The 24,105-nt window shown below is 28.6% G+C and carries 22 protein-coding genes; 12 read left to right on the top strand and 10 right to left on the bottom strand.

Going from position 1 to position 24,105, the window contains the following annotated elements; all coding sequences use genetic code 11:
- The first annotated feature begins 215 nt into the window (after positions 1 to 215).
- Both C7U55_RS05330 and C7U55_RS05320 read left to right on the top strand, forming a co-directional pair.
- Complete coding sequence (locus tag C7U55_RS05330) at positions 216 to 2,921, top strand: coiled-coil domain-containing protein (protein ID WP_106987673.1); 2,706 nt, start codon at positions 216 to 218, stop codon at positions 2,919 to 2,921.
- 553 nt (positions 2,922 to 3,474) lie between these two features.
- Positions 3,475 to 4,053, top strand: a complete 579-nt coding sequence (locus C7U55_RS05320; protein ID WP_106987671.1) for a hypothetical protein — start codon at positions 3,475 to 3,477, stop codon at positions 4,051 to 4,053.
- Positions 4,054 to 4,108: 55 nt separating this feature from the next.
- Here the strand turns inward: C7U55_RS05320 and C7U55_RS05315 are convergent, their stop codons facing one another.
- Positions 4,109 to 4,324: a hypothetical protein gene (locus C7U55_RS05315; protein ID WP_106987670.1), complete on the bottom strand. Its 216-nt coding sequence runs from the start codon at positions 4,322 to 4,324 to the stop codon at positions 4,109 to 4,111.
- 164 nt (positions 4,325 to 4,488) lie between these two features.
- Between C7U55_RS05315 and C7U55_RS05310 the strand changes: the two genes are divergently transcribed.
- Both C7U55_RS05310 and C7U55_RS05305 read left to right on the top strand, forming a co-directional pair.
- On the top strand, positions 4,489 to 4,674 hold the full coding sequence (locus tag C7U55_RS05310) for a hypothetical protein (protein ID WP_106987669.1): 186 nt from the start codon (positions 4,489 to 4,491) through the stop codon (positions 4,672 to 4,674).
- A gap of 384 nt (positions 4,675 to 5,058) precedes the next feature.
- Entirely contained in the window at positions 5,059 to 6,249 is a 1,191-nt protein-coding gene (locus tag C7U55_RS05305) for a HipA domain-containing protein (protein ID WP_106987668.1), read from the top strand.
- A gap of 82 nt (positions 6,250 to 6,331) precedes the next feature.
- Here C7U55_RS05305 and C7U55_RS05300 read toward each other — a convergent pair whose 3' ends face one another.
- Both C7U55_RS05300 and C7U55_RS05295 read right to left on the bottom strand, forming a co-directional pair.
- Positions 6,332 to 7,159: a hypothetical protein gene (locus C7U55_RS05300; protein ID WP_106987667.1), complete on the bottom strand. Its 828-nt coding sequence runs from the start codon at positions 7,157 to 7,159 to the stop codon at positions 6,332 to 6,334.
- A 132-nt stretch (positions 7,160 to 7,291) separates the two neighbouring features.
- Positions 7,292 to 7,867, bottom strand: coding sequence for a hypothetical protein (locus tag C7U55_RS05295; RefSeq protein ID WP_106987666.1), 576 nt, complete (start codon positions 7,865 to 7,867; stop codon positions 7,292 to 7,294).
- A 250-nt stretch (positions 7,868 to 8,117) separates the two neighbouring features.
- Between C7U55_RS05295 and C7U55_RS05290 the strand changes: the two genes are divergently transcribed.
- Positions 8,118 to 8,810 carry a hypothetical protein gene (locus C7U55_RS05290; protein ID WP_146139609.1) on the top strand — a complete coding sequence of 231 codons (693 nt, stop codon included), beginning with the start codon at positions 8,118 to 8,120 and terminating at the stop codon, positions 8,808 to 8,810.
- A gap of 81 nt (positions 8,811 to 8,891) precedes the next feature.
- Here the strand turns inward: C7U55_RS05290 and C7U55_RS05285 are convergent, their stop codons facing one another.
- Genes C7U55_RS05285 through C7U55_RS13765 form a run of 5 tightly spaced genes read right to left on the bottom strand, consistent with a single transcriptional unit; the run spans position 8,892 to position 15,275 of the window.
- Positions 8,892 to 10,127 (bottom strand): restriction endonuclease subunit S, encoded by a 1,236-nt coding sequence (locus C7U55_RS05285; RefSeq protein WP_106987664.1) that lies wholly within the window; start codon positions 10,125 to 10,127, stop codon positions 8,892 to 8,894.
- Between the two features lie 3 nt (positions 10,128 to 10,130).
- Complete coding sequence (locus tag C7U55_RS05280; RefSeq protein WP_106987663.1) at positions 10,131 to 10,754, bottom strand: hypothetical protein; 624 nt, start codon at positions 10,752 to 10,754, stop codon at positions 10,131 to 10,133.
- 18 nt (positions 10,755 to 10,772) lie between these two features.
- The gene (locus tag C7U55_RS05275; protein WP_106987662.1) at positions 10,773 to 12,359 is read right to left on the bottom strand and encodes a type I restriction-modification system subunit M; all 1,587 of its coding nucleotides are present in this window, start codon (positions 12,357 to 12,359) and stop codon (positions 10,773 to 10,775) included.
- Positions 12,360 to 12,362: 3 nt separating this feature from the next.
- Complete coding sequence (locus C7U55_RS05270; protein ID WP_204638402.1) at positions 12,363 to 14,924, bottom strand: type I restriction endonuclease subunit R; 2,562 nt, start codon at positions 14,922 to 14,924, stop codon at positions 12,363 to 12,365.
- Positions 14,925 to 14,930: 6 nt separating this feature from the next.
- Entirely contained in the window at positions 14,931 to 15,275 is a 345-nt protein-coding gene (locus C7U55_RS13765) for a hypothetical protein (protein WP_204638401.1), read from the bottom strand.
- A gap of 240 nt (positions 15,276 to 15,515) precedes the next feature.
- Here C7U55_RS13765 and C7U55_RS05265 point away from each other — a divergent pair, with 240 nt between their 5' ends.
- The 3 genes from C7U55_RS05265 to C7U55_RS05255 all read left to right on the top strand — a co-directional run bounded on the left by C7U55_RS05265 (position 15,516) and on the right by C7U55_RS05255 (position 18,087).
- Positions 15,516 to 16,070 (top strand): hypothetical protein, encoded by a 555-nt coding sequence (locus tag C7U55_RS05265; RefSeq protein WP_106987661.1) that lies wholly within the window; start codon positions 15,516 to 15,518, stop codon positions 16,068 to 16,070.
- Between the two features lie 226 nt (positions 16,071 to 16,296).
- Complete coding sequence (locus tag C7U55_RS05260) at positions 16,297 to 17,232, top strand: DUF4268 domain-containing protein (RefSeq protein WP_106987660.1); 936 nt, start codon at positions 16,297 to 16,299, stop codon at positions 17,230 to 17,232.
- 156 nt (positions 17,233 to 17,388) lie between these two features.
- Positions 17,389 to 18,087, top strand: a complete 699-nt coding sequence (locus C7U55_RS05255; protein WP_106987659.1) for a hypothetical protein — start codon at positions 17,389 to 17,391, stop codon at positions 18,085 to 18,087.
- 45 nt (positions 18,088 to 18,132) lie between these two features.
- Here the strand turns inward: C7U55_RS05255 and C7U55_RS05250 are convergent, their stop codons facing one another.
- Positions 18,133 to 18,678 carry a DUF4230 domain-containing protein gene (locus C7U55_RS05250; RefSeq protein ID WP_106987658.1) on the bottom strand — a complete coding sequence of 182 codons (546 nt, stop codon included), beginning with the start codon at positions 18,676 to 18,678 and terminating at the stop codon, positions 18,133 to 18,135.
- A gap of 362 nt (positions 18,679 to 19,040) precedes the next feature.
- Between C7U55_RS05250 and C7U55_RS05245 the strand changes: the two genes are divergently transcribed.
- The 4 genes from C7U55_RS05245 (at position 19,041) to C7U55_RS05230 (ending at position 23,657) form a co-directional block, all read left to right on the top strand.
- Positions 19,041 to 19,979, top strand: coding sequence for a hypothetical protein (locus C7U55_RS05245; RefSeq protein ID WP_106987657.1), 939 nt, complete (start codon positions 19,041 to 19,043; stop codon positions 19,977 to 19,979).
- A 206-nt stretch (positions 19,980 to 20,185) separates the two neighbouring features.
- A complete protein-coding gene (locus tag C7U55_RS05240) occupies positions 20,186 to 21,220 on the top strand; it encodes a hypothetical protein (RefSeq protein ID WP_106987656.1) in 1,035 nt (344 codons plus the stop codon).
- The gene (locus C7U55_RS05235) at positions 21,220 to 22,134 is read left to right on the top strand and encodes a hypothetical protein (protein WP_106987655.1); all 915 of its coding nucleotides are present in this window, start codon (positions 21,220 to 21,222) and stop codon (positions 22,132 to 22,134) included. The genes C7U55_RS05240 and C7U55_RS05235 overlap by 1 nt, the downstream gene beginning before the upstream one ends.
- Positions 22,135 to 22,970: 836 nt before the next feature.
- Positions 22,971 to 23,657 carry a DUF1566 domain-containing protein gene (locus tag C7U55_RS05230; protein WP_146139608.1) on the top strand — a complete coding sequence of 229 codons (687 nt, stop codon included), beginning with the start codon at positions 22,971 to 22,973 and terminating at the stop codon, positions 23,655 to 23,657.
- Positions 23,658 to 23,708: 51 nt separating this feature from the next.
- Here C7U55_RS05230 and C7U55_RS05225 read toward each other — a convergent pair whose 3' ends face one another.
- On the bottom strand, positions 23,709 to 23,933 hold the full coding sequence (locus C7U55_RS05225) for a hypothetical protein (RefSeq protein WP_106987653.1): 225 nt from the start codon (positions 23,931 to 23,933) through the stop codon (positions 23,709 to 23,711).
- Positions 23,934 to 24,105: the final 172 nt, after the last annotated feature.

Raw genomic sequence — 24,105 nt, 5'->3', positions numbered from 1 at the left:
TTAATTCTTAAATAAATAATAAACCAAATATTATAGATATGATAACTGAATACTATGTATTTTTGTTTTTTTTATTTCTTATTTTTTTAGTTTTAACTTTTAAAAAAATATCGGTTATCTAGGTTCTCATATAATTGACAGTCAGAGTTCTAATCATTTATAATTAAATTAGATGAGATGCATGGTCTCATAAAAAAATATAAGGAGGCGTTCATATGAAACAGAGCAAAAACATTAACATGACATTAAAAGCAACTTTAAGTGTTGCAACAGCAATCACTGCGACAACATCATTGCCTGCTGGTATTATCCAACAAGTTCAGGCTCTTGCTAATACAAATAATCCTATTACTGTTCCACAAGCAACAACCGAGCCAACTCGTAAAACTGAATTAGCTAATGAATTAAAACAAAAAGATGCTGAACTTTTATCTGCATTCACTGCATTAAAAGGTGCAATGGATACAAAAAAACTAGCAGAAACAAGTGTCATAAATGCAGAAAAAGATGTCAAAGATAATAATGATATCATTTCTACTGCTAAAAAAGAAATTGACGATATCCTTGAATATGAATACACACCAAGGGAAAAAGAAATGAATGCTGCAAAAGCATCTTTTGACATGCTTAACGGACAAAAAACTGATTTAATTGAATCAATTAAACAAAATCAAGAAATAGAAAAAGAACAAAATAAAGCTCTTACTGAAGCTAAAACAAACAAAGAAAATTTAGAAAACGATTATAAGCTAGCAATAGGCAATATTGACAGTGTAAAACAAGCAAAACAAGCATCTGAAAATAATGTAATATCATTTAATCGTAAAATAGAAGAATTAGATACTCAAATTGCCGCTAAAAATGCAGATTTAAATAATGTAATAAAAACGTTAGCAAATGAAGATTATACAACTTGGAACAAAGACAAGTATAATGAAGAAATAAGTAAAGCAAACGAACGTATTAAACAACGTAAAACAGATTTAGAAACATCCCAAAAAGAACTAGACCTCAAAAAAACGGAAAGAGATGGTTATCAAGAAGAATTGGAAAAATTAGAAGCAATAGAATCAAAATCAGAAGAAGAACAGTCTAGAATGGAAATTCTTAAACTTAAAATTTCAAATCTTGATTCTAGTATAAATTTGCTTCAAAATGAAATAGATGGTTTTAATTCTGATATTACTATGTGTCAGGCAAACATTAATACAGCTAATCAAGAAATCGCAAAACTTAAAGAAATAGAAAGCATCACAGCCGAAATTAATAGTAACACCACACAAAAAACACAATTCCAACAAGTACGTGATTCTCAGCAAGAAAAAGTAGAAAATTATACAGAAATAATTAATAGTTATAACAAAACAATAGATGACTACAAAGTTGCGCTTGCTACGTATAATGATGCACTTGACGCACACGAAAGTACCCTTTCATCTATCAGTGATGCACAATCTCAATTGAATGAACTGGAACCTAAAATTGAAGTTGCTGAAAAAGTTTCCAATGAAAAGAACACACGTTTTTCAAATATAGAAACTGCTATTTCTCAATGGAATGATATCAAAGCAAAATATTCTAATAATTCAAATTCTTTGAAAATCGTTGTTCAAAATTCCACACCATTTGGTCCTTTCGATGGTGATACAACATTAACTGATTTAATAGAAACAGTGAATAACTATATTGCTGCTCAAGAAAATGTATCTGTATTAAATCAAAATCTTCAAAATGCAAATGACGCTCTTGCTATAGCAATAAATAATCTTTCAAATGCTCAAAAGAACTATGATGATGCGCTGGTTGCATATAACAATGCTAAAGATAATTATGATTTGTTTGTTCAAACTCATGGAAATATAACAGAAGAAACAATTACTACTATTGAAACATCTAAATATACTGGCAAGGAAATAAACCCTGCTGTTGTTGTAAAAGATAGTTTTGGTAATACAGTAGATGCTTCAGAATATTCCGTGACTTATAGTAGTAATACTGAACCTGGTACTGCAACAGTTACAGTAACTATGGACGGAGTCAATTATGTAGGACAGTTTGTAAAAACGTTTAAAATTTATGGTTATATAACAGAAGATACTATTTCTACTATCGAATCATCTAAATATACTGGTAATTCTATTGTGCCTGATATTACTGTAAAAGATAATCAAGGAAATATTATTGATAAATCTGAATATACTGTGTCTTATGAAAATAACAAAGAACCAGGTATTGCTGCTGTTAAAGTTACCATGAATGGTGTGAAGTATGATGGAACATTTACTAAAAATTTCAGAATTTACGGCTACATCAGTGAAGATACAATTAATATTATTGAAGCCTCAAAATATACAGGTAAAGAAATCAAACCATCTGTAGTTGTTAAAGACAATCTTGGGGATATAGTAGATAGTTCTGAATACACTGTTACCTATAAAGACAATAAAGAACCTGGAACAGCAACTGTTAAGATTAAGATGAATGGAAATAATTATGATGGTGAATTTACGAAAACATTTAAAATTTATGGATATGTTACAGATAATACTGTTTCAACCATTGAATCTTCTAAATATACGGGTAAAGAAGTTAAACCAGATGTTATAGTTAAAGATAATCTAGGAAATATAATTGATAAATCTGAATATACTGTAACTTATGAAAATAACATTGAACCTGGTATTGCAACTGTTAAAGTTGTAATGAATGGTGAAAAATATGACGGAGAATTTACAAAGAAATTTGAAATTATAAAAGACCCAGTTCCTGTAAAAAAAGATACAACTACCCCTACGGTTACTAATTCAAGCAAAGAAACAACAGTTAAAACTAGCGACGAAGCTCCAATTGTAGGATTCAGTCTAATGGCTATGTTATCAAGTGCTATGTATTTCTTTACAAAAAAGAAAAAAGAAGACTAAATCTTTCTTTTCAATATTTAAAAGTCCTTAAGTTAAGAGCTTAAGGGCTTTTTCATTACAATTAAATTAAAAAATACAATTATGAGGTGTCTAATTTAGATACTTTTCATTTATTTTATGTCAAAAACGTGTTATAAATTATTAGAGAGGTAATTTTGGATATGAAAAAGAATGATAATCAAAACAGTATTCTTACACGAAAATATAAAGGCATCTTTAGCATTATCTATTTTTTCAGGAAATTCAATATGATGTATTGCTGTGTAAAACAAGTCAAGGGTGATAAATGCAGAACACAAGAAGTTAAAAAGGCAATTATATATATTTTTCTCCACCCTTCCCATCTTTTCAAACAAAAAGCTGTTAAGTCAAATTACGATAGTGTTTTGAAAAACGTTAATTGCATAACAAATTACCCTTATTTTGAAAACTTTTATTTCATAGCAACATCAAAAAATCGAGAAGACTATGAAAGAAAAATGGAAAAGTATAAAAAATATAAGTGAAGCAAAAATAAAAGAAAAGTAAAAAAGAAAGGATGCTGATAGAAATAATGGATAACAATCAAATCATTCTGTCAAAAAAGTGCATTGAAACAATTCAACGTGCTACTACCCTGTTGAAAATAAAGACACCTGAAATCTATTTTGTCAATGAAACATCTTCAAGAACAGAACTATACAGTCAAGATTTAAAGTTTATTTCAGAAGATTTTCGTGATATTGGATACAAGATAGAAAAAGTTAGATTTATTCCAAAAGAATACGTCATTTATATCAACACAAAAATATTCGAAAATGAAATTTCAATGTTATGTCATTGCTACCAGATATCTCGATATGTTTATCAAATTGATGAGGTAAGAAAATTTAAAAATAACCTACCTTACAACGATACGGAACCCGGTATAAGGCAATGGTCTTATATGTTTGACCATATAACCGATGGTATCAATCATACAAATTCTCCAATATGCTACGATATGATGGCATTTGCAAAAATAATGCTTAAGGAATTTCATAATATTCAAATTAGTTTTAAAGATTCAAGTAATAAATATGTGGATGATGCAATAAATGATATCAATCGTTCCAATTTGAAGAAAAATATAAATTCTTATAAAAGAAAATGAAAAAGGAATAATACAAAAAAAGAAAGAACTTCTAATATTTTAAAGAAATATCTTCTTAATTAGAAAGTTCTTTTTTCATTGCTTTATTTAATTTAATCAACTTTGTTATTTCATGTATTTCTTTTTGACAAAAGACAAGCATACCGATTTGGTTATTCAACACCTTTTTGATATGTTCGTCGCACTTTTCATCTTTTCGAACCAAAATCAATGTCTCAGCAATTGATTCCAATTCAATAGATAAACATTCCAATAACTCATTTTCGTTCATATATACCTCCTAAAACCGCCTTAATTTAAGTATTAATGCTTTTCGTAATACACTATTAAGATATCATACAATCTCTTTAAAATTTTATTTCGGAACAAAATGGTCTTTTTTATTTAATGTGTTAAAATATATCTATATTTAAATTGATTAGGAGGGTAGAAAAAATGGTTAATTATAAAAGAGGTCAATTGCTTGAATTTGAAGAAATTGATTTAAGTTTAAACAGTCAAACAGAACCATTAATGATTAAAAATATTTCTTTAATTAATGCTCTTCATCCTGATTATTTATTAATCGTTGATAATTCTTATAATGACTTTTCTAAACAACTGCACGCGAACACGCGGTAGGTTTTGAATCCGTAGAGCATCACTTATGGTCTTGTTATTCAAAGATTGAAAATGCATTATATTATAAAAAATATAGTTTTCTTTCTTTTCTGTATTTGTTAAAAAAAACAGAACGAATAAAACGAGCAGTCTGTTATAGCTTCTACGTTGCTCAAAACGTTTCGAGCAGTACCTACAATGTAGGTTTTATATACATCAGTTAAGACATATACAACTCGCGGTCTTGTTTTGAACCGGTATTATTAAATACAAGAGTATTATATAATATGACAAAACATATTTATACCGATGACGTTAGCGAATTTTAGAAAAAAATCAAAAGATATATAAATCGAAAATGTATTATGCTTTAAAATATCCTTATCAAGGTGGGTCTATGAAATAATGAAAACAGAAAAAAATAATATTTATGTTTTAAAAATTTTTGATATACCATTAATCGAATTCAAATTCAATAAAGACATCTTGTCTTTAAATACTGTTCATATAATCAAAATACACAACAATCATAAAAAATTATTTCCTGTTTCTTTAATGCTGTCAGATGACGGATTAGCAATCTGGTTAAAAAGGAGAAGTGCTCCAAGAAAAAGAAGAAATATGAAAGAATTAATGAAAAATATGGAATTAAATATAAATAATATTCAATCATTATTAGATATTTCAAAAGGACTTTCATTAAATGATGCCTATTGGATTTGCAAAAAAGATAAAGATGATAAATATGATGATGTGAATTTATATGACAATTCTTTTTCAAATGAAATTTCATTTGCTGCTTTTTCAGGATTAAATGCGGAATTTGATTTATTATCACTTAAGTCCCCTTCGCCTGAATTCACAACTGCTGGATTACTTCCAAAAGGATGGAAAAAAGCAAAAAATGATATAGTACTTTTCAAAGGCGGTATTAATCCAAAACAAGATAAAAATCTTGAGCCCTATTCAGAATATTATGCAAGTCAAATTGCTAAAAGATTAGGCTATAGGCACGTAGAATACGACTTAAAAGAATGGAATGGTATTCTCGCTTCAACTTGTAAAATATTTACATCAAAAGACGCTGGATATATACCTATTGCTTATTATGTTCCAAGTGGAAATATTGGAAATATAAATGAATTTTTGAAAAAAATATCAATTGAAAATGATATTTTATCAAATGTATATCTTGATTTTCAAAGAATGATACTCTTTGATGCACTAATTTATAACAAAGATAGACACTTTGGTAATTTTGGATTATTAGTAAATAATCATACTATGGAAATCATAGGATTATGCCCTATTTTTGATAATGGTGCTAGCTTATTTTCATATGCTGATGATTTTGAAATGAAAGACCTTTCTTCTTTAAAAAAGTATGCAAAAAATAATTGTACTTCCTATTATGGGATTTCATTTAATGACCTTGTAAAAGCGATATGCACCAAAAATATGATTGCTGACTTGGAAAAACTAAAAAACTTTAAATTTGTTCGGCATCTTAAATATAACCTTTCAGAAAGCAGACTGAAATTAATTGAAGATTTTGTTAGAGAACGCGCTGATGAACTAATCAATATTCTTAAATAATCTAAACAATTTAATACAAAAAAACACAAAAGGACATAACATTCATCTTGTTTTAAATGCTATGTCCTTTTTTATATGCTCTTTATTCGTCCTTTTCTAAAATATATGAAGTATCTCCCAAAAGAATCCATTCTTTGTCATCGGCCATACGCCCTTGCGTTCTTTTGATGAATTCAAACGAATTATATTCTGTCATTCCCATATCTTTCAAAATTTCATCAATATTGTATCTTGTTCTTGGAACACATCTGTCTTCCAAAAATTCTTGATAATTATTCCAACTAGGGTTTTCATTAATGCCAAAAGCACGAAAGAAAATTTTATCTGTAAAATTCTTTATCTTTATTTTTTCTTCTTTATCATTTACATCGATTACTGTCATTACTTTATCCTTGCTCATATATAACAATCTTACAGTATCATTATTATCAAAGGCTTTATCATCTGTTATTTTCAAATCTCTTGAGAAATATTTGATATTATTATCAGACGTATATTTATCCATGTTATTTAAGATTTCAATTTTACAAGTATTCAATTTCAAAAATTCAAAATCATTATATGTTTCAAAAGAGATAGTTCGCTTATTTTCATTAAATACCTCTTTGATTAATCTGTAATATCTGAATGATTCTTCTTGTTTTATTTTAGTATTTTCTAAAGGGATTATACTTTTAAGCTTTTCAAAATCGTTATCTTCCAACGATGCCTTTAATAGTTCAATCAACGTATTAAAAACGCCATATTCATTAATGAATTGCTCATTATCATTTATACAGAAGAAATATCTCTCATCTTTCCAAATCAAAATGCTGTTTAGCTTATAATAAAACATTTCAGATAACGCAAGCGAAAAATAGAAATTACGTTCATTCATAAATCTTTTATTTTGTAAATCTAATATATTCATTATAGCAAGACCTCCTTTAAAATATTAATTTCATTATAATTATGATTGACTATATCCACAACATTTTTTATAAAAAACAAAAAGGAGCATTCAAAATAGACGCTCCAATTTATATTTCTTTTTTTCAAAACATTAAACTTGTTTAAATACATAATTTTCTCTTTTATCCCAACTATCTAGACTATCAACAAAATCAGCAAATTGTGAATCAAACTCTTCATTTTGCAATTTTTCATAGCACATTTGATTAGTCATTATGCACCAATATTTGAAATAATCTGAGTTTTCTTCTTTCATTTCATTTTCAATTTCTTTAAACCTTGGGTAAAAAGATTCAAACTGCCCCATGCTATCAATTTCTCTTAAAATTTTTCCATATAAATGATTAAAATTAAATCTCTCTTCAATTTTGATTTTTAAATGATTAGCAAAATTAAAGCATTTTAAGGCATCTTTTTCTGAACTTCTTTTTGTTATGTACTGGATAATTTCTCCTAGAAATCCCCAAACCAAAAGCCAACCCTTGTATTCTAACACTTCACTGTTACGATAAGTATTTTGTTCATGTGTTAGCTCATAATATGTTGCATTGCATAAAAGCTTATATATCTCAACATTCGATAGATAAGCAAAAGCTTCATCATTTACATACGCAAGATTATATTTTTTCTTATTCAGGACAACCTGCATTACTTGTTTTTCTTCCAATTTTATATCTTCCTCCGTATTTTTTTGACATTTTTTAACGTTTTTAAATTTTTAAATTATTAAAAATATTCTTCTTTCAAGAACTATTATAGCATACAAATCATGTCGAATTTTGTTGTTTGGCTAGATAAAGTGTCGTTTGGTAAGTGGTTGCATCTTTTAAGCAATAAAAACAATATTTGTTACATCACTAATCGTCAAATATTCCTTATTTTGCTATTATTAAAATTTTGATATAATCATAAAGGTGATGAAAATGAAAACAGACCTACAAAGATGTAAAGAAATAGCAATCGACTTTCTCCATTTGGATGCTGAGCCAACAGAAATTTCTATTATTGTCTCTCATCCTTTCTTTGATTCTCCTTTTTGCTCTGTAAAAAGAGAAATCGTAAATATTTTTGAAAGTGAAGAAAATATGAAAAAAGTAATGGCCTTCTATGAAGAAAAAATTATAAATGGATGTAATTGTATATCTGATATTTTTTATATGATGCGTGCTCCTTATAGGATGACATATTTCAAATATGTTAAAGAATATTTGGATGAAAAAGATTTTGCTGAAATGCTTAATTTCTCATGGTTAAACGACGAAAATGCAAACAATAATATCAATGTTTCTAATAAAGAGTTACTCAGCTATTTCAAAAAAGCAAATAAAGAATATTTGATGAATGAGGATGACTTTAAAGTTTTTGAATTTTTACCTAACGTTGTAACAATTTATCGTGGTGTAACGGATAAGAACAAGGATAATAAAAAAGCCTTATCCTGGACACTTTCACAAGATAAAGCTGAATGGTTTGCACATAGATTTGATGAAGCTGGAGAAGTCTGGAAATCAGAGATTTCGAAAGATAATATCTTTGCCTATTTTGATGAAATGGGCGAAAAAGAAGTAATTATTGATTACAATGCCATTGATGATATTGAATCAATATAATATTTTTAAGTGAAAAATAAGCATAGAAAAACTAACCATTTTATGAGGTTAGTTTTTTTATTATGTATGTAGTTATATTTATTAAACAAACATCTGCTGTAACAGACCTTTTTTCAGTTCTTTCCATGCAGCTAATGTTGCTTTCTGCTTCTCGATTACTTCATCCAATGATGAAAGACAATCCGCAATTTTCTGCTGTTCTGCAAGACAAGGAACTAAAATGCTTTGCCTTTTAAAATCATCATCATCTAATTTATTAGATGATGCCCCAGATGAGGTAATTGATTTTCTATAGATTTTCTGCATAATAGAATCAACTTGAATTGCATACTTCCAGTATTTTAAAATATAATTTTCTTTGTGTCGATAAATTGGAAATAATTCTGAAATGATTCCATCTCCAATATCATTTACAACAAATCTTCCGTACTTAAATTCTTTATTGGGATGACCTTCAAATGACATATCGCCAATCCTCATAACATATGTACGAGTATCAATATTATTAGATGTAACTTTATCTTCATCTTGATAATACATCTTTGCAACAGAAATCCATTTATCTTTACCGAACTGACCATTGTTACGTTCATTTACTTTGTAAAACAAATCATCAATCTTCTTTTCTTCCCACTCTGAAAAATCACTTCCATCGACTGCTTTGAATCTTACTTCCTGGCTGAACAGCTTCTGCATTACACCTTTTTTACGTTCCTCCCATGCAAATACAGTTTCCTTTTGTTTTTCAATTACTGTATTAATTGTTGATAAGAACTCAGAAATTTTCTGCTGTTCTGGAAATGATGGAATAAATACAGATTGTTTTTTCATGTCTGCAAACGGTGGAATATTTTTCAATGCTGAACCATTGCTAATTTTAACCCCTTCCGTAGAAATCATTTTGTCAAATACACATCTAAAAATCATACTATTAATTACTGATTTTTTAATGCGTATTCTCATAAGCGCTTGATTTATAATTCCTTCCTCTGCATCATCTGGTAATTCATACATTTCACCAATAGTCCCGGCACATGAAACAATAATATCACCACCAGATACAGCAAATGACTTCATCTTTGATTGAAAATATTCATTAGTTACAAAATACCTTTCGAGTTTCCAATCTTTAGAAATTGCGTTCTGTTGTTCATAAACTTTCACTGTATCATTTGACTTTGAAACAAAAATTTCTTTCTTTAATGCACTACCAAACGGTCCTTTTTTATAATCTGCAACATCATTAAATGTTTTTTCTTCCCAATTTGGGAACTGCTTTCCATCACTAGTTTTAAATCGCAATTTAGGCTCTCGCATTTTTCATTTACCTCTTTCCATCAAGCTTTTAAATTCAGTAGGTGTAATATTCTTATACACTTTTACTACAAAACCTTTTTTCATTGGAAAAATAATCTCATTTTCACAAGCTGTATATTGATTATAGCTCCCTAAGTATTGACTAAATTTATTTACGTCAATCCCTGCACTGTCTCCAGTATTTGCATGGATAATTGTATATTTTGTATTTGTTCCAATTTTATTGAATCCCTTTGTAAAATCATACGAACTACTCCAAGATGCAACCATGCCATGCCATCTGATAGATGGCATTCGCATATATGGCTCTCTATTTTTCGGACACACATAGGCTTTATCTATTACACGGTAAATATCACCGTGATATTCCCATTTTGAACAAAAGTCCAAATAGCCAGGTATCAAATTAATATAATTATTTTCAATTATTCTGTCACGAGTACGTATAAGGCCTCCTAATACTCCATCATAAAATCTAAGTTCTTCTTCATCATATCCGCCACCGCACAATGGAAATTCTCTAAATTGATGCATAGTAATACTAATTATATATTTTTGATTTTCTAAAGATAATTGATTTAAAGGGTGCTCAATGTTGCTATCAAATAATAATAATCCTTCTTCCATTATCAAGCATCACTCCTTTTATAATCCAAGTTCTTTCAAAAATTTTTCTACTTTAGAAATTGCCTCTTGTGTTTCATTATCAAGCTCTTTAATTCTATTTCTCACAGCATTCAAATCAACAGGTTCTTCTTCTTCAAATGTATCGACATATCTTGGGATATTTAAATTATAACCATTTTCAATAATTTCGTTCATATCCGCTACATGAGCAAATTTATCTATATCTACTCGTTTTTCATATGCTTCTACTATTTTATCAATATGTTTTTGTTCTAGAATGTTTTGATTCTTACCAGGTTTAAATTCTTTTGATGCATCAATAAATAAAACATTTCCAGAATTTCCATTTCTTTTGCTCTTTAATACCAATATACAAACAGGAATTCCTGTACCATGGAATAAATTAGCTGGTAATCCAATAACGGCATCCAAACGATTTAATTCTTTGATAATATATTTTCTAATTGCATCTTCTGCTCCACCACGAAACAACACACCATGTGGCAATAATACAGCTATACGCCCGTCCGAATCATCCATGTGATAAATCATGTGTTCTACAAATGCAAGGTCAGCTTGCCCTTTTGGAGCTAATTTACCCGGCCCACTATAACGTGGGTCATCCAAAAATTTCTTATCAGCACTCCATTTTAAACTGTATGGTGGATTACAAACTTGAATAGTAAGCTTTAATTTATCACCATATCTATCATCTTTTAATGTGTCACCTTTGTAAATGTCAAAATTTTGCCAATCTATACCATGCATAATCATGTTCATACGACTCAAGTTGTAAGTTGTTGCATTTAATTCTTGTCCGTAAAAGTGCCCTACCTTATGTGTAGAAAGATGCTTTTGTACTTCTAATAACATTGATGCAGAACCACAAGTACAATCACCAACTGTTTTTGCTTCGTCTAATCCCGATGCTGCTAACATTGCACATAATTTTGAAGGTCCAGCAGGAGTAAAGAATTCTCCTCCTTTTTTTCCTGCATCAGATGCAAATAAACCAATTAAAATCATATATGCTGTACCAAGAACATCAAATTGAGAATCCTGTAAATCAAAATCAATATCAGCAACACGATTCATAACGCGTGATATCATTTCTGTTCTATCAGATACAGTTTCTCCTAATCGAGTATCTTGCAAACGCATATCACTGAACAACCCGTCAAAAGCTTTATTTGATTCATGACCCATTGTTGAACCGGTTAAATCACTAATTGCTTTTTCGAAATCTTCGACACTAAATTTGTCATCATCATTTTCAAATTTATTTATCTTGCGAATTAAATTACGAAATAGATTTTCTGGTTTTATAACATATCCTAATTTAGATAAAGACCATTCTTCTACTACAGGACGGAATTCATTACTTTCGAAGGCTTCTCCATATGTTAATCCATCATTTTCTAGAATTTCTTTCATATATGTTTCTGTTCGTTCAGAAAGATATCTATAAAATATAACACCAAGAATATAATTTTTAAATTCAGAAGAATCCATTTGTCCTCTCAAATCATTTGCTATCGCCCATAATTTTTGAGATAGCTCATTCGCCTGGGCTTGATATTTATTCGTTTCATTTGTAATATCCATTCTTTACTCTCCTTCTGCCTTATATTTTCTATAAGTATCTACAATAAATTGTTTAATATCTTTTGTCATTTTAGTCATTTTCAATAAACCTAATTTATAACTTGAAAGTTTTTTTCTAATATCATCATCAGATATATTTCTACTGAATACATAAGATGAGAATAATTCAGAAACTACAGTTTTATCAATACCATTATCAAATGCAAATTCTTCAATATCTGCTATCATTTGTTCTTTTTCAAATTGAGAAAATGCTTCCATAACATCAGCGTTTTCAGGTAAGTCATAGAATCTAGTTAAGATAAATTGTTTCAAAATATCTTTTTTAAGTCTTAATGATTCATTATCAGAACGTTCGATTTCTCTTAAAATCAAATCGATATCCTGTTGTATTTCATCATCCGTTTTCGGTTGCTTTTTAGCATTTTTTAATAAATTTAAAATATATACAACATTAATTCGGTCAGTTCTAACAAGTTCTATATCAAAATCAACATCAACTGGAACAGGAATTTTTGGACCAGGTCTAACAGATTCATCTCTATAATACAAATACCAACTTTTATATCCATCATATTCATTTTCATCTAGCGCAACAGCTAAGTCAGCCCATTCAAATTTAGAAAAAGTCTTTAATGTTGCAAGCGTTTTTGATAAAGAACGGAATGCAATAATAAATTTTCTAATATCATCTTCAGATTGCAAACGGCCAGCATCATCAACTGTAGGTGTCCCTTTACGTAAAATTTCTACTTGTTCCATCCATTTGTTTAAATAATATTCATAATTTTCTAACAAATATTCATTTGGATTACCATCGCCTGAAAATAAAGTCAATGCTTCATCTTGCCATTTTTTTATGTTTCTATAAGTAACAATTTGACCAAATTGTTTTGTTACTTTATCTACACGATTTGTACGACTGTAGGCTTGAACTAAAGTATGCCATACTAAATTTTTATCTAAATATAATGTATTTAATGGTTTTGCATCGAACCCTGTTAAAAACATATTAACGACTAATAAAATATCTACCTGTGGTAAATCCTTTTGTTTTAATCTTTTTGCGATGTCTTTTCGATAAGCATCAAATGTTTCAATACTGAATGACGTTTTATATAATTTATTATAATCATCTATACATCTATCTAAAAATTCTCTAGAATGTTCGTCACCTTTTTCATCCATGTCTTCATTTGCTTGAAACGAAAAGATAGCAGCAACCTTCAATTTCTTTTCTTCAGGTGCTTCTTCATTTAACTTTTTGAATTGGTCATAATAAGTACGTAACGTTTCAATTGAATCAACAGCAAAAAGAGAAGTATATACATCTTTTCCTTGAGGATGCACATGTTGTTCATGGTGCTCTATTATATGTTTTGCTACTTCTTCAATACGTTCTTCATCATGATATAATTCTTCAATACTTATATTATGTCTCTTACAATATTCAGGGTCATCTAATTGTTTTGAGTCAATGCCTTTAATTGACAAATTTTTTGCAAATATTGTACGTTGATATTCAACAGAAAAACGAAGTACATTACCGTCAGCAATAGCATCTTTTATCATATATTTATGCAAACATGCATCTAGTTTTTTACCAGCATTAAAAATATCCGCCGTTGTTCTCCCATCAGCGCCTTTATTTTTCTCAAATATTGGTGTTCCTGTAAATCCTATGTAATTTGCTCTTTCAAAATGTTTTTGAATTTGCCCGTGCATCTTTCCAAATTGAGAACGATGGCATTCATCAATGATAAAAATTACTTTTTTATCCTTATATGTGACCATCACATTTGAATATTTAGGATTTTTTATTGCCATAGACATTTTTTGAATTGTAGTAACAATCATTTTCTTTTCAGAAGATTCTAACATTTTGATTAAAACGTATGTATTATCAGTGTTATCTACACAATCCTTTTCAAATGAATTATATTCATCAACTGTTTGGTCATCCAAATCCTTGCGGTCAATCAAAAACACAACTAAATCAACTGAAGGTTCATCTCTTAAAATCTGTGCTAGTTTAAAAGACGTTAATGTTTTACCAGAACCTGTGCATGCAAATACATAACCATTTTGATTTGATTCCAGTACTCTTTTTTTAGCAGCTTTAACAGCGAAAATTTGGTATGGCCTCATTACCATCAAAATTGGTTCGCTAGTTTTGATAACCATGTATTTATCAATAATTTCAGTAATAACAGATTTTCTTAGAAAATCTCCTGTAAAAGAATTTAAGTCATTGATACGTTTATTATTTTCATCAGTCCAAAAGAAAACTAATGATTTTAAAATTGGATTATATTGTCCATCCACCATTTCATTTTCGTTACAGAAATACTTTGTTTGAACTGAGTTACTTACAACAAATAATTGAATGAATCTAAAAATACCTTTGAAACTAAATTTTCTGTATCTATTGATTTGATTTATTGCTTCATTTATTTCCACACCTGGGCGTTTCAACTCGATTTGTACCAAAGGAATCCCATTGATTAATATTGTTACATCATAACGATTTTTATAGACAACATCATCTTTATGGTCTTTATCCATTGTAATTTAATGAGCTACTTGATATTTATTTTGGTCAATATTTGGTGAAAAGAAATCAATATAAACAGTTTCTCCGTTATCTAATTGCAATACATATTTATCTCGTAATATTTTTGCAGACTCATAAACTGACTTATTATCAATGTGAATCATAATTCTATTAAATTCATTATCTGAAAATGATGCATCATGCCCTTTTTCTTTAAGCTTTTTTTCATTAAGTCTAGCAAGTTGATTTCTAAAATTTGAAAGAACATCATCATATGTATTTATGTCTATATATTCATACCCTATTCCTTCTAATCGGTCTATAAATATATTTTCTATTTCATATTCAGAAGTACGTGCCATAATATCATTCCTCTCTAATTAAGCTCAATATGCATTTATTATATCATTTTTTTATATGCAACTTCTATATTTGCACAAAAGAAAAAGAACCTTTTTTCAAGATTCTTTTCTCATCATTTTTACTTTTTGTTATCCTTGTTTTTATTAAATAATTGCAATTATGTCTCTTAATTAGTGGCATTCAAATTAAAAAATATCATATAATTAATTTAACAAAAAAATCTAAAGGAGCAATTACATATGAATAAAATATTTGAGCTGACAGATGTTATGGATAATGAAGAAGAATTGTACGACGAAGATGACGAATACTTCTATGAGGAAGATGAAGAGTATGAAGATGATGATTATTTTGAACTATATGAACCAAACAAATATGAAGCAATGTTACAAAAATATAAAAGCTACAATGAAGCTATCATATACGGATGTCTAAACGCCCTTTTTGTTGAAGCACCTATTCTAGATGAAAATGGATTCAAGACATTTGTCTGTGAAGTTGAAGATGATTTTTACAAAATGCCGAAAAAAGATGAATCAAGAACAGTACTAAGAAGATATCGTAAAGAAGAAAAAACAACCGTCAATTTTTTTGTGGATAGAGAGCCTCAGCTATTTTATAATAGGAAAATTTATGAAATTCCAGTAACTGCTAATACTTTAATCGATTTGGACAAACCTTGTTTAAGCAACAGAGTTGAAGAAAACTTAATGGTACGAGAAGGATTTGACGAAGTTTCAACATTTCTAGAAGACTTAGATAATGGAATACTTGATGAGAAAGAACCATCGTAGGTTCTTTTTTTATATTTAGCGTAAAAGCAATAAAATTAATGTAAATTTTAGATATATACAAAGTATTTTTAGCAATATCAAAAATAAATCAAGTAATATTTAAAAAAATATCGGATGGTTTGAACAAAGAAGATTGAGATATAAAAAATAGCAAAATTATATTTTGTAGTATTTAAATATGATAAAATATACATAGTTTAAACAAGAAAGTTTGAGGAATGAAAATATGTCAGTTTTAAGTAAGTTAAGTAAATTAGAAGAAATCGAAGACCTTCGTACTGTATGGCCACATGAAGCTCAGGACTTCACGCCATGGCTTGCAAAAGAAGAAAATATAGAAATACTTTCTGATGCTATTGGAATTGATATTTCAATAAATGAAACAGAATCATCTGTTGGTGATTTCAGCTTGGATGTTCTTGCTTCTGAAGTTGGAACAGATAAGAAAATAATCATTGAAAATCAATTAGAAGATACCAACCATGACCATCTTGGAAAACTTATTACATATGCATCTGGAAAATCAGCAAATATAATAATTTGGCTTGTTAAACACGCACGTGAAGAACATAAAGCTGCAATTGAATGGTTGAATAATCATACAGATGATGAAATTGGATTCTTCCTTTGCGAAATCAAACTATATCGTATTGGAAACTCTGACCCTGCTGTTAAATTTGAAGTTGTTGAAAAGCCTAATGATTGGACAAAAGAAATCAAAAAGAAAAATAACATCAATGAAACTCAACAACAAAGATACGATTATTGGGTTGCTTTCCAAAATTATGCATTTCAAAATAAAGAATTCTCAAGAAATTTTTCTCGTAGGTCTCCTTCATTTGACCATTGGATGAATTATTCAATTGGCTCATCTAAATATTGGATTTCAGTTGGTCAATTACATAGCAGAAACGAAATTACTGTAGAGTTTAGTATTAATAAAGATAAAGAATTATTTCGTTCTTTATTTGCAAACAAAGAATCGATTGAAAAAGAATGTGAATTAAATTTTGAATGGAAAGAATTACCTGAAAAGAAATCAAGTCGTATTATTACAAAATGTAATGTGGATTTTAAAGATAAAACTCAATGGAATAATCAATTTGAATGGACTATGAATGCAATGTTAAAAATCAAGAAAGTATTTAAGAAATACATATAAAAAAATTTACAATCATTTCATGCAAAACACTTTTATATTTAAGATAAAGGTGTTTTTTATTTCTTATATAATGTACCCCCCCCCGACAATTTTGCTATCTTAACAATAAGTAACTGGCGCATAAAAGCTTTAAAGATTGGAGGAATTTTACATAATATGAAACGTTGTTTTGAAGAACATACAACTGGAGTAATTGTATGTATTATTATTTCATTGTTATTATGTATTATTGGGTGCATTGGTGATATAAACGAAAATGGTACGGTTGTTGGAAAAGGATTGTTGAAAATTGCAGGAGATAATTTAACCGATACGATTGATACTTACCAGGGACAACTTGCTCCAAATGAGAATCTAATAAAAAACTCTAGCAAAGTCTCTTTGGGTGGTTCGGACTTCCCAAACAACAGTAAATATGACTCCAAAAATAAAATAACCGTTCTTAATAATGAACGTTTTGGAAATTATGCATCAATTAGACCCTACTATTCTGCTATTAGCGGAATATTAGAAGTGGGTAAAAACTATACGTTGTCAGCAGAAATTAGAACAAAAAATTTAACAAAAAGTGGCGTACTTCTTGAACTTAGTTTTAGAGACCCTCATATAGCACTGGATGAATTTTATTCTAAAGCTGATTATGTTGTTATCAATATTCCTCCAAATAACAACGGTAAATGGATGCAGTTACATGGAACTTTTAAATATACAGATACTTCACACACCTGGTATGTATTAGATATAACTTCTGGTGGGGCAAATAAAATTCCAGCAACTGGTTTTAAAGGTGTTGAAATAGAATATCGAAATGTCAAGCTTGAAGAAGGTTCAAAAGCGACACCATACGTTGAATAACATAATCATAAAAAAAATAGCAGACGAAATTATCTGCTATTTTTTCTATTCTTTAACTGTTTTCCCAGCAAAGTTTGTTTTTGGTTTATCTTTGATGGTATCTTGTTTTGTAAAATTACATTTTACTTTATAATCTTTATAAGTATCGAATTTTGCATGAACAATCATTTCCATTTTTTCTTGTGCTTTAGTATGTACATAATCTAATACGCCATCTTCTATATCTTGTTGTTCAGCATCTTTTTTGTGGTCTGCTCTAAACTTGTCACCATCTTTTATGCTAATTGGATTAAATATATTTGTTTCTTCATCAAAATATTTTAATGATTTATCATCTATAGTATGACTTAGTCTATATATCTCTGGTATGTTTAAAGTTATTGTCTTTGTAATGTCATTGATTTTTGCTTTCGGCATTTCTTCCAAATCAAATCCATAATTTATGGTACCTGTAAATGTTCCAATGAAGTGTTTCTTTGTAAATGGCACATTCACTTTTGTAATAAATAAATCAACTTCGTTAGAATTGTTAAATTCATCAATCACAGTATATTGATGTTCCACAACTGATAGTTGAGTAACGCCTTTTATATAATTGCTTACAAATACACCATTAGGTGCTTTTTCTTATGTTAATTTTCCCAATGCCAAATATCCTGCTGTAGCTACAATTAAAGTAATAACTACAGTAGGTAGTATAATTTTGTAATACTTCTTAATCTTTTTAAATAATTTCATTTTCATATTCCCTTTCTTTTTTATTCATATTACTTTCTATAATAATGATAGTATATTTCGCGTGGTTATATCAATAAAGAATGTCGATATTTGTCATGTATTTTTTAAAGACTAAAAATCAAAATAATCAATAATTCTTATATGGAGTACCCCCCCCCGACAATTTTGATACGTTATTTTTATAATTATGTATCAAGGAGGAATTCGATAATTATATGAGAAAAATATTTAATGAATATGGTGGATGGGTAATTGTTGTCTTTGTAATTATTGCCCTTCTTTTATTAGTTGGTGGTATCAAAAGTATTGATGATAATGGCAAGGTAAAGGGTTCGGGCCTGATAGCAACAATTGGTAATATATTTTCTAACAGTATTGAGAAAAATAATAATCATTTAAGATATTTAAACGGTGAATGTGGTCCAAATGGAGAACCATTGGTTTCTACGACAGAATCTCAAGTTGGTAAATATGCAGATATCGATGGTGATGGCACAGTTGATGGTATCATTTTTGCTGACTTAGCTGTAGGTGGAAGTGGAACTTATGAAATAGAAAGATATTATCAAAGTGGGCTTGAAACATTAAATTATTATATTCCAAAAAAGAATACCGGACTAAAAACATATTATCAAAAAGGAACATATACAGATAAAATGAATGGAACACAAGAAGTAATCGTACCTCTTTCAAACGAAAGTAATAGGTTTTATATCATGTCATTAAAAAGTATAAATAATGGTAAGAGAACAACTTTATATAATTCCATTAATGAAAATAATGTACCGTCATCAGATTATTTGAAAATTACAAAATACGACTTTGGAAGTGGAAAAGAAAATACTTTAGCATTATATAATAAATGGTTAAATGAAAATTATGGGTTACAAGATATTAATGATGCCTTTAACTTTATCCATAATGATATAAAAAAAGGATGGTTTATACCCTCTTCAGAAGAATGGGCTGTATTTTATAAACAATTGCATATCACAAAAGAGAATTATGTAAGTAAAGGAATTGAGCATTGGATTTTTACATCTTCTGTTACATATAGTTATGCTATAGCATATATGAAATTTGAAGGTAATAATGTTTATTATTCTGGCAATCCATCCTTTTCTATATATACAAGACTCGCAACAACATTCTAACAATAAATTTTAAAAGGTCTCACATTACTCCTGAAATTTGAGATACTTTGGGTCTTTTTTGTTTTTCACAACTTTCTTTTAGATATTTCCTAATGTTAAAATATCTTTTTCGAAAAAATATTAAAAAAATATCTATTTACACCCATTATTTGTTAGGATTTGGACTTTCGTAGTCTATAATGACAATGAAAGGAGATTTTTAAAAAATGATAAAAATAGTAAATAAACAGAAAATAATCAAGAATCCAAGCACTATTCATTTCTTTAATCATGAACTTGAACCAATAAAAGAACTATATGGTTCATCAGTTTCAGATGATTCCCCTGCTCATCTTTCTTATGGGACAAATAAAATAAAAGATGAATATCGTTCTTTTAAATTAAAAAATTATCGTAAGGACAACTGTATTGCTTTTCCAGCATTTAATGAGGTAACTCCTATTGATTTTTATACATTAAGTATTGCAGTAAATGAAGGCATTGATATATTTGCAAAATATCAAACCAAATTGAACAAGCTACATATCATGTATGAAGACTGTAAGAGTGAAGATGTTTTAAACTATCTACTTGAAGAAACATCATTTGATGATATAGATATCCAAAAGTTTGTTTATTACTTATATCTATTTTGCGATATTTTCGATTATCATTATGAAAATATATCGGGCATGATTGGTGTAGTAAAATCTTTAAGAAGTGATGAAGATACATTTGAAACTACTTCTAATCATACAAATTTTAATAACCTCAAATATACTTCAAAATATGAAAATGCTGGTCTAGTTTATCTAGTGGATTTTTCAATATCATTAAGTACAATAGCAAGACTCAAAGGTATCGTTGAATATTCAAATATACAAGAAATTTATAACTGTATCAAAAAAGACATAGATTTTAGCAAACATCCCTCTTTAGAAAAAATATTAAAAAGCAATGAAGATAATTTAAAGAGTTCAAAAAGTTCAAAAGATTCAAAATGCTCAAATAATACTGTTGAAATATCAAACAATGATAAAAACAAAGATAAAAATAAGAAAATAAAAAATCTCCTATTTTCTTTCTTTTTGGATAATCATGCTGCCCTATTTTTTGTTCTGTCTCATATTTCTTATGAAATGGCTACCTTTGTTGAATCTATTAAGAAACAGAAAATAAATAGTGATTTTATAGATTATACTTCTTCAAGATTAGTACAAAGATTGGATAACAGATTTGAAAAAATATGGAGGAATTTATAATGAATAAAGAAAACATAACAAATATTACAATTGATGAAAATAATTGTTCTGATACCAACAATAACCCTATTAAAATAAAATTTATTAGACGACAGATGAGTTTCTTTGGCAAAACAATGATTATGGACACTACTAGATTTGACTTCACTTATACTCTTAGAAACTCTTCTAACAATCTTAACTGTTTTGACAGTTTTGAAAATAACTCCGAAAAAGTCAAAAAGAATGAAATAAAAAAGAAATACAAAATCTACAGCTTCCCTGAAATACCCTTTCAATATGTTGATGCCATTGATAAAACTGCTAAAATAAATTCGTTAAAAAAAGATTCCAAAAATGATGATTTATTGCAGGTCTATATCAATATGGTGAATTTTACTCACGATGAGATATTTAAAAATTACGGAATTAACTGTCGAGTTAATAATGATAATGGAAAGTACGGAAATATTGAATTTGATGATAATAATCACAGACATCTTGTTATTCATAAAAATACTAGTTTTAAAAATGATAATAAAAATGAGAATTCAAATTCTTTTTCTAAAAAAATTGAGCATTCTATAGATGAATCGATAAAAATATCAGAATCGCTAAAAAAACATTTTGTCTTTTGTGTTATGGCTTATGAAAGAAAAATGATTAATGATGTTATTAATAATTTATATATTGATGATAAACGTTTTGAATTTATGTATCTTTACAATTTATTATTTCGCACTGCTATAAGAAGTTGTTTTGATATTGATTGCATCAGCGATGATTTTATCAAAGACCTATTTGAACGCCCTAAAACATTTGACGATGAAATAGAAAATACTTTTAATACTTTAAAATATACTGACATAGAAGCGTATAAATTATTAAATGTTATTTTGAATAATTATTTTGCAAATAAAATAAAAAGGAGCTAAATAAGCTCCTAATATTTGATTGGGACTTCCTCAAGGGAGTCAAAAATATCACGTTATTTTCTTAGCCCGTGCCAGGCTAGGGGTCCAATCGCCTTCCCGTGGTTTGACCATTCCCATTAGGTTCTTATGGTATCTCCAGGAGTAGGTCAGTAGAATCACTTTAATTATAGCTATCTACCACACCCTAGAACTAATTAGTTAGTTCAGTTATATTGTGGATTTATCATCCAACAATATACTTATATGTATTTTACAAATAATTATTTTAATAATCAACTTTTTTATGTTGAAACGAAAAAAGTAATCACCCGAGTCCGAAATGGTTGATTACTTTTTAAAAAATATGTAAATTAACTATCAGGGCAATCATCTATCTGATGAGTTCTCTTACATATTTAGTATATACAAAATAAATAGAAATCTCAAAATTATTTTTTTTAAACCTTATCTTTTACGCCCTACCTTTACTAAAATTGCTATATATTCTATCCCCCCCCCGAAGATTTTTGTATCATGCAGGTATAGTGGATTATTTTTTATGAGTAGAATCTTAAGAAAGGAATTTTATATTTTAATATATGAAAAAATTTTTCGAAGAACACAGTGGCGTAGCAATTATTCTAATTGTTATTGCCATATTACTTTTAATTGTTGGTAGCGTTAAAGGATTGGATGAAGGCACAGGTAAAGTTAATGGTTCTGGGGTTGCAAGTATTGTTGGTAATGCATATTCCAGTGCTATTGATAAGTTTAAAGATAGTTTTGATAATGTTTTAAGTGGGACTAGCGATGGTGATAATAGCAACCCCACTTCTGGTCCAAATGGAGAACCTCTTGTGTCAAAGACCGAATCACAAATTGGTAAATATGCAGATATTGATGGCGATGGAACTATTGATGGAATTATTTTCGCTGATTTAATAATTGGTGGTAGTGGCAAATATGGTCCAAGTGGAATGGGAACCTACACAATTCCAACTATTTCTTCATCAAAGAGTTACTATATTAGCCAAGAAAGCTATACTAATAAATTAGGTGGAACTGCTGAAGTACTTACACCTATCGGAACAGGTGAAGATAGATTCTACATCATGTCATTAAACAACTTATCTGGAACTTATGATTGGTATAACGCTGCAAAAGGTAACATGAATGATTACACAACTACAACAAGCCAAGAATTTGGCAAAGGCAAAGACAATACAACTACTATGATTAGCAAATGGGACTCAAAAGCTTACGGAGAACAAAATACATGTGCTGACCACAAAGATATTTGGGGACAAATAAAAACTCAAGCTAACAATGGCTGGTTCGTGCCTTCAAGACAAGAATGGGCAGCTTTTGCTGGTCAATTAGGTATTGCTAAATCTAATTATTCAAGTAAGGGGTTGTCTGGTTGGTACTGGTCGTCGTCTCAGTATAATCCAAATGTTGCATATAACATAGATTTGTACAATGGATATGTAAGCAATGACCACGTAAATGGCATTAATTACGTGCGCCTCGCTACGACTTTCTAACATAATAAAAAACTTAAATTATTCTTAACTAAAAGAGTAGCTTAAGTTTTTTTATTTTATAATAATTTCAATTTCTGTTATGTTATCAGTATTTAATTCTTTAAATGATTTAATGTATAATCTATCAATCCACGCTCCATAAGATTTGTTATACATATTATTAAGTCCCTCTACAGAATCTTTAGCCATGCCTTTAAAAACCACATTACCATTATCTTTAATTATTATTGAATTATTTCTATTAATGATTTTTAAGATATCTATTAATTTTACCATTTTTTAAATCCCCTTCCTTTTTTTATATACTCATATTTTATCATCTCAAATATTAGTTAATAATAATTTTTCATTATATAAAAATAATTGTAATCTTTTATTAAAAATAAGTGTCTAATTCAATTCTTTACTTTCAAGAATCGAAAAAAAATAACTGACAAAAAAGTGTCAA

This window comes from Faecalibacillus faecis, from assembly GCF_003024675.1.
Classification (GTDB): domain Bacteria; phylum Bacillota_I; class Bacilli_A; order Erysipelotrichales; family Coprobacillaceae; genus Faecalibacillus; species Faecalibacillus faecis.
Note: the sequence above shows the minus strand (reverse complement) of the source record. Positions and strands in the feature narration are given on the sequence as shown.

Excerpts from the sequence above, each read along its gene's own strand:
- C7U55_RS05330 (WP_106987673.1), top strand. The coding sequence starts at position 216 with ATGAAACAGAGCAAAAACATTAACATGACATTAAAAGCAACTTTAAGT.
- C7U55_RS05320 (WP_106987671.1), top strand. The coding sequence starts at position 3,475 with ATGGATAACAATCAAATCATTCTGTCAAAAAAGTGCATTGAAACAATT.
- C7U55_RS05315 (WP_106987670.1), bottom strand. The coding sequence starts at position 4,324 with ATGAACGAAAATGAGTTATTGGAATGTTTATCTATTGAATTGGAATCA.
- C7U55_RS05310 (WP_106987669.1), top strand. The coding sequence starts at position 4,489 with ATGGTTAATTATAAAAGAGGTCAATTGCTTGAATTTGAAGAAATTGAT.
- C7U55_RS05305 (WP_106987668.1), top strand. The coding sequence starts at position 5,059 with ATGAAAACAGAAAAAAATAATATTTATGTTTTAAAAATTTTTGATATA.
- C7U55_RS05300 (WP_106987667.1), bottom strand. The coding sequence starts at position 7,159 with ATGAATATATTAGATTTACAAAATAAAAGATTTATGAATGAACGTAAT.
- C7U55_RS05290 (WP_146139609.1), top strand. The coding sequence starts at position 8,118 with ATGAAAATGAAAACAGACCTACAAAGATGTAAAGAAATAGCAATCGAC.
- C7U55_RS05285 (WP_106987664.1), bottom strand. The coding sequence starts at position 10,127 with ATGCGAGAGCCTAAATTGCGATTTAAAACTAGTGATGGAAAGCAGTTC.
- C7U55_RS05280 (WP_106987663.1), bottom strand. The coding sequence starts at position 10,754 with ATGGAAGAAGGATTATTATTATTTGATAGCAACATTGAGCACCCTTTA.
- C7U55_RS05275 (WP_106987662.1), bottom strand. The coding sequence starts at position 12,359 with ATGGATATTACAAATGAAACGAATAAATATCAAGCCCAGGCGAATGAG.
- C7U55_RS05270 (WP_204638402.1), bottom strand. The coding sequence starts at position 14,924 with ATGGATAAAGACCATAAAGATGATGTTGTCTATAAAAATCGTTATGAT.
- C7U55_RS13765 (WP_204638401.1), bottom strand. The coding sequence starts at position 15,275 with ATGGCACGTACTTCTGAATATGAAATAGAAAATATATTTATAGACCGA.
- C7U55_RS05265 (WP_106987661.1), top strand. The coding sequence starts at position 15,516 with ATGAATAAAATATTTGAGCTGACAGATGTTATGGATAATGAAGAAGAA.
- C7U55_RS05260 (WP_106987660.1), top strand. The coding sequence starts at position 16,297 with ATGTCAGTTTTAAGTAAGTTAAGTAAATTAGAAGAAATCGAAGACCTT.
- C7U55_RS05255 (WP_106987659.1), top strand. The coding sequence starts at position 17,389 with ATGAAACGTTGTTTTGAAGAACATACAACTGGAGTAATTGTATGTATT.
- C7U55_RS05245 (WP_106987657.1), top strand. The coding sequence starts at position 19,041 with ATGAGAAAAATATTTAATGAATATGGTGGATGGGTAATTGTTGTCTTT.
- C7U55_RS05240 (WP_106987656.1), top strand. The coding sequence starts at position 20,186 with ATGATAAAAATAGTAAATAAACAGAAAATAATCAAGAATCCAAGCACT.
- C7U55_RS05235 (WP_106987655.1), top strand. The coding sequence starts at position 21,220 with ATGAATAAAGAAAACATAACAAATATTACAATTGATGAAAATAATTGT.
- C7U55_RS05225 (WP_106987653.1), bottom strand. The coding sequence starts at position 23,933 with ATGGTAAAATTAATAGATATCTTAAAAATCATTAATAGAAATAATTCA.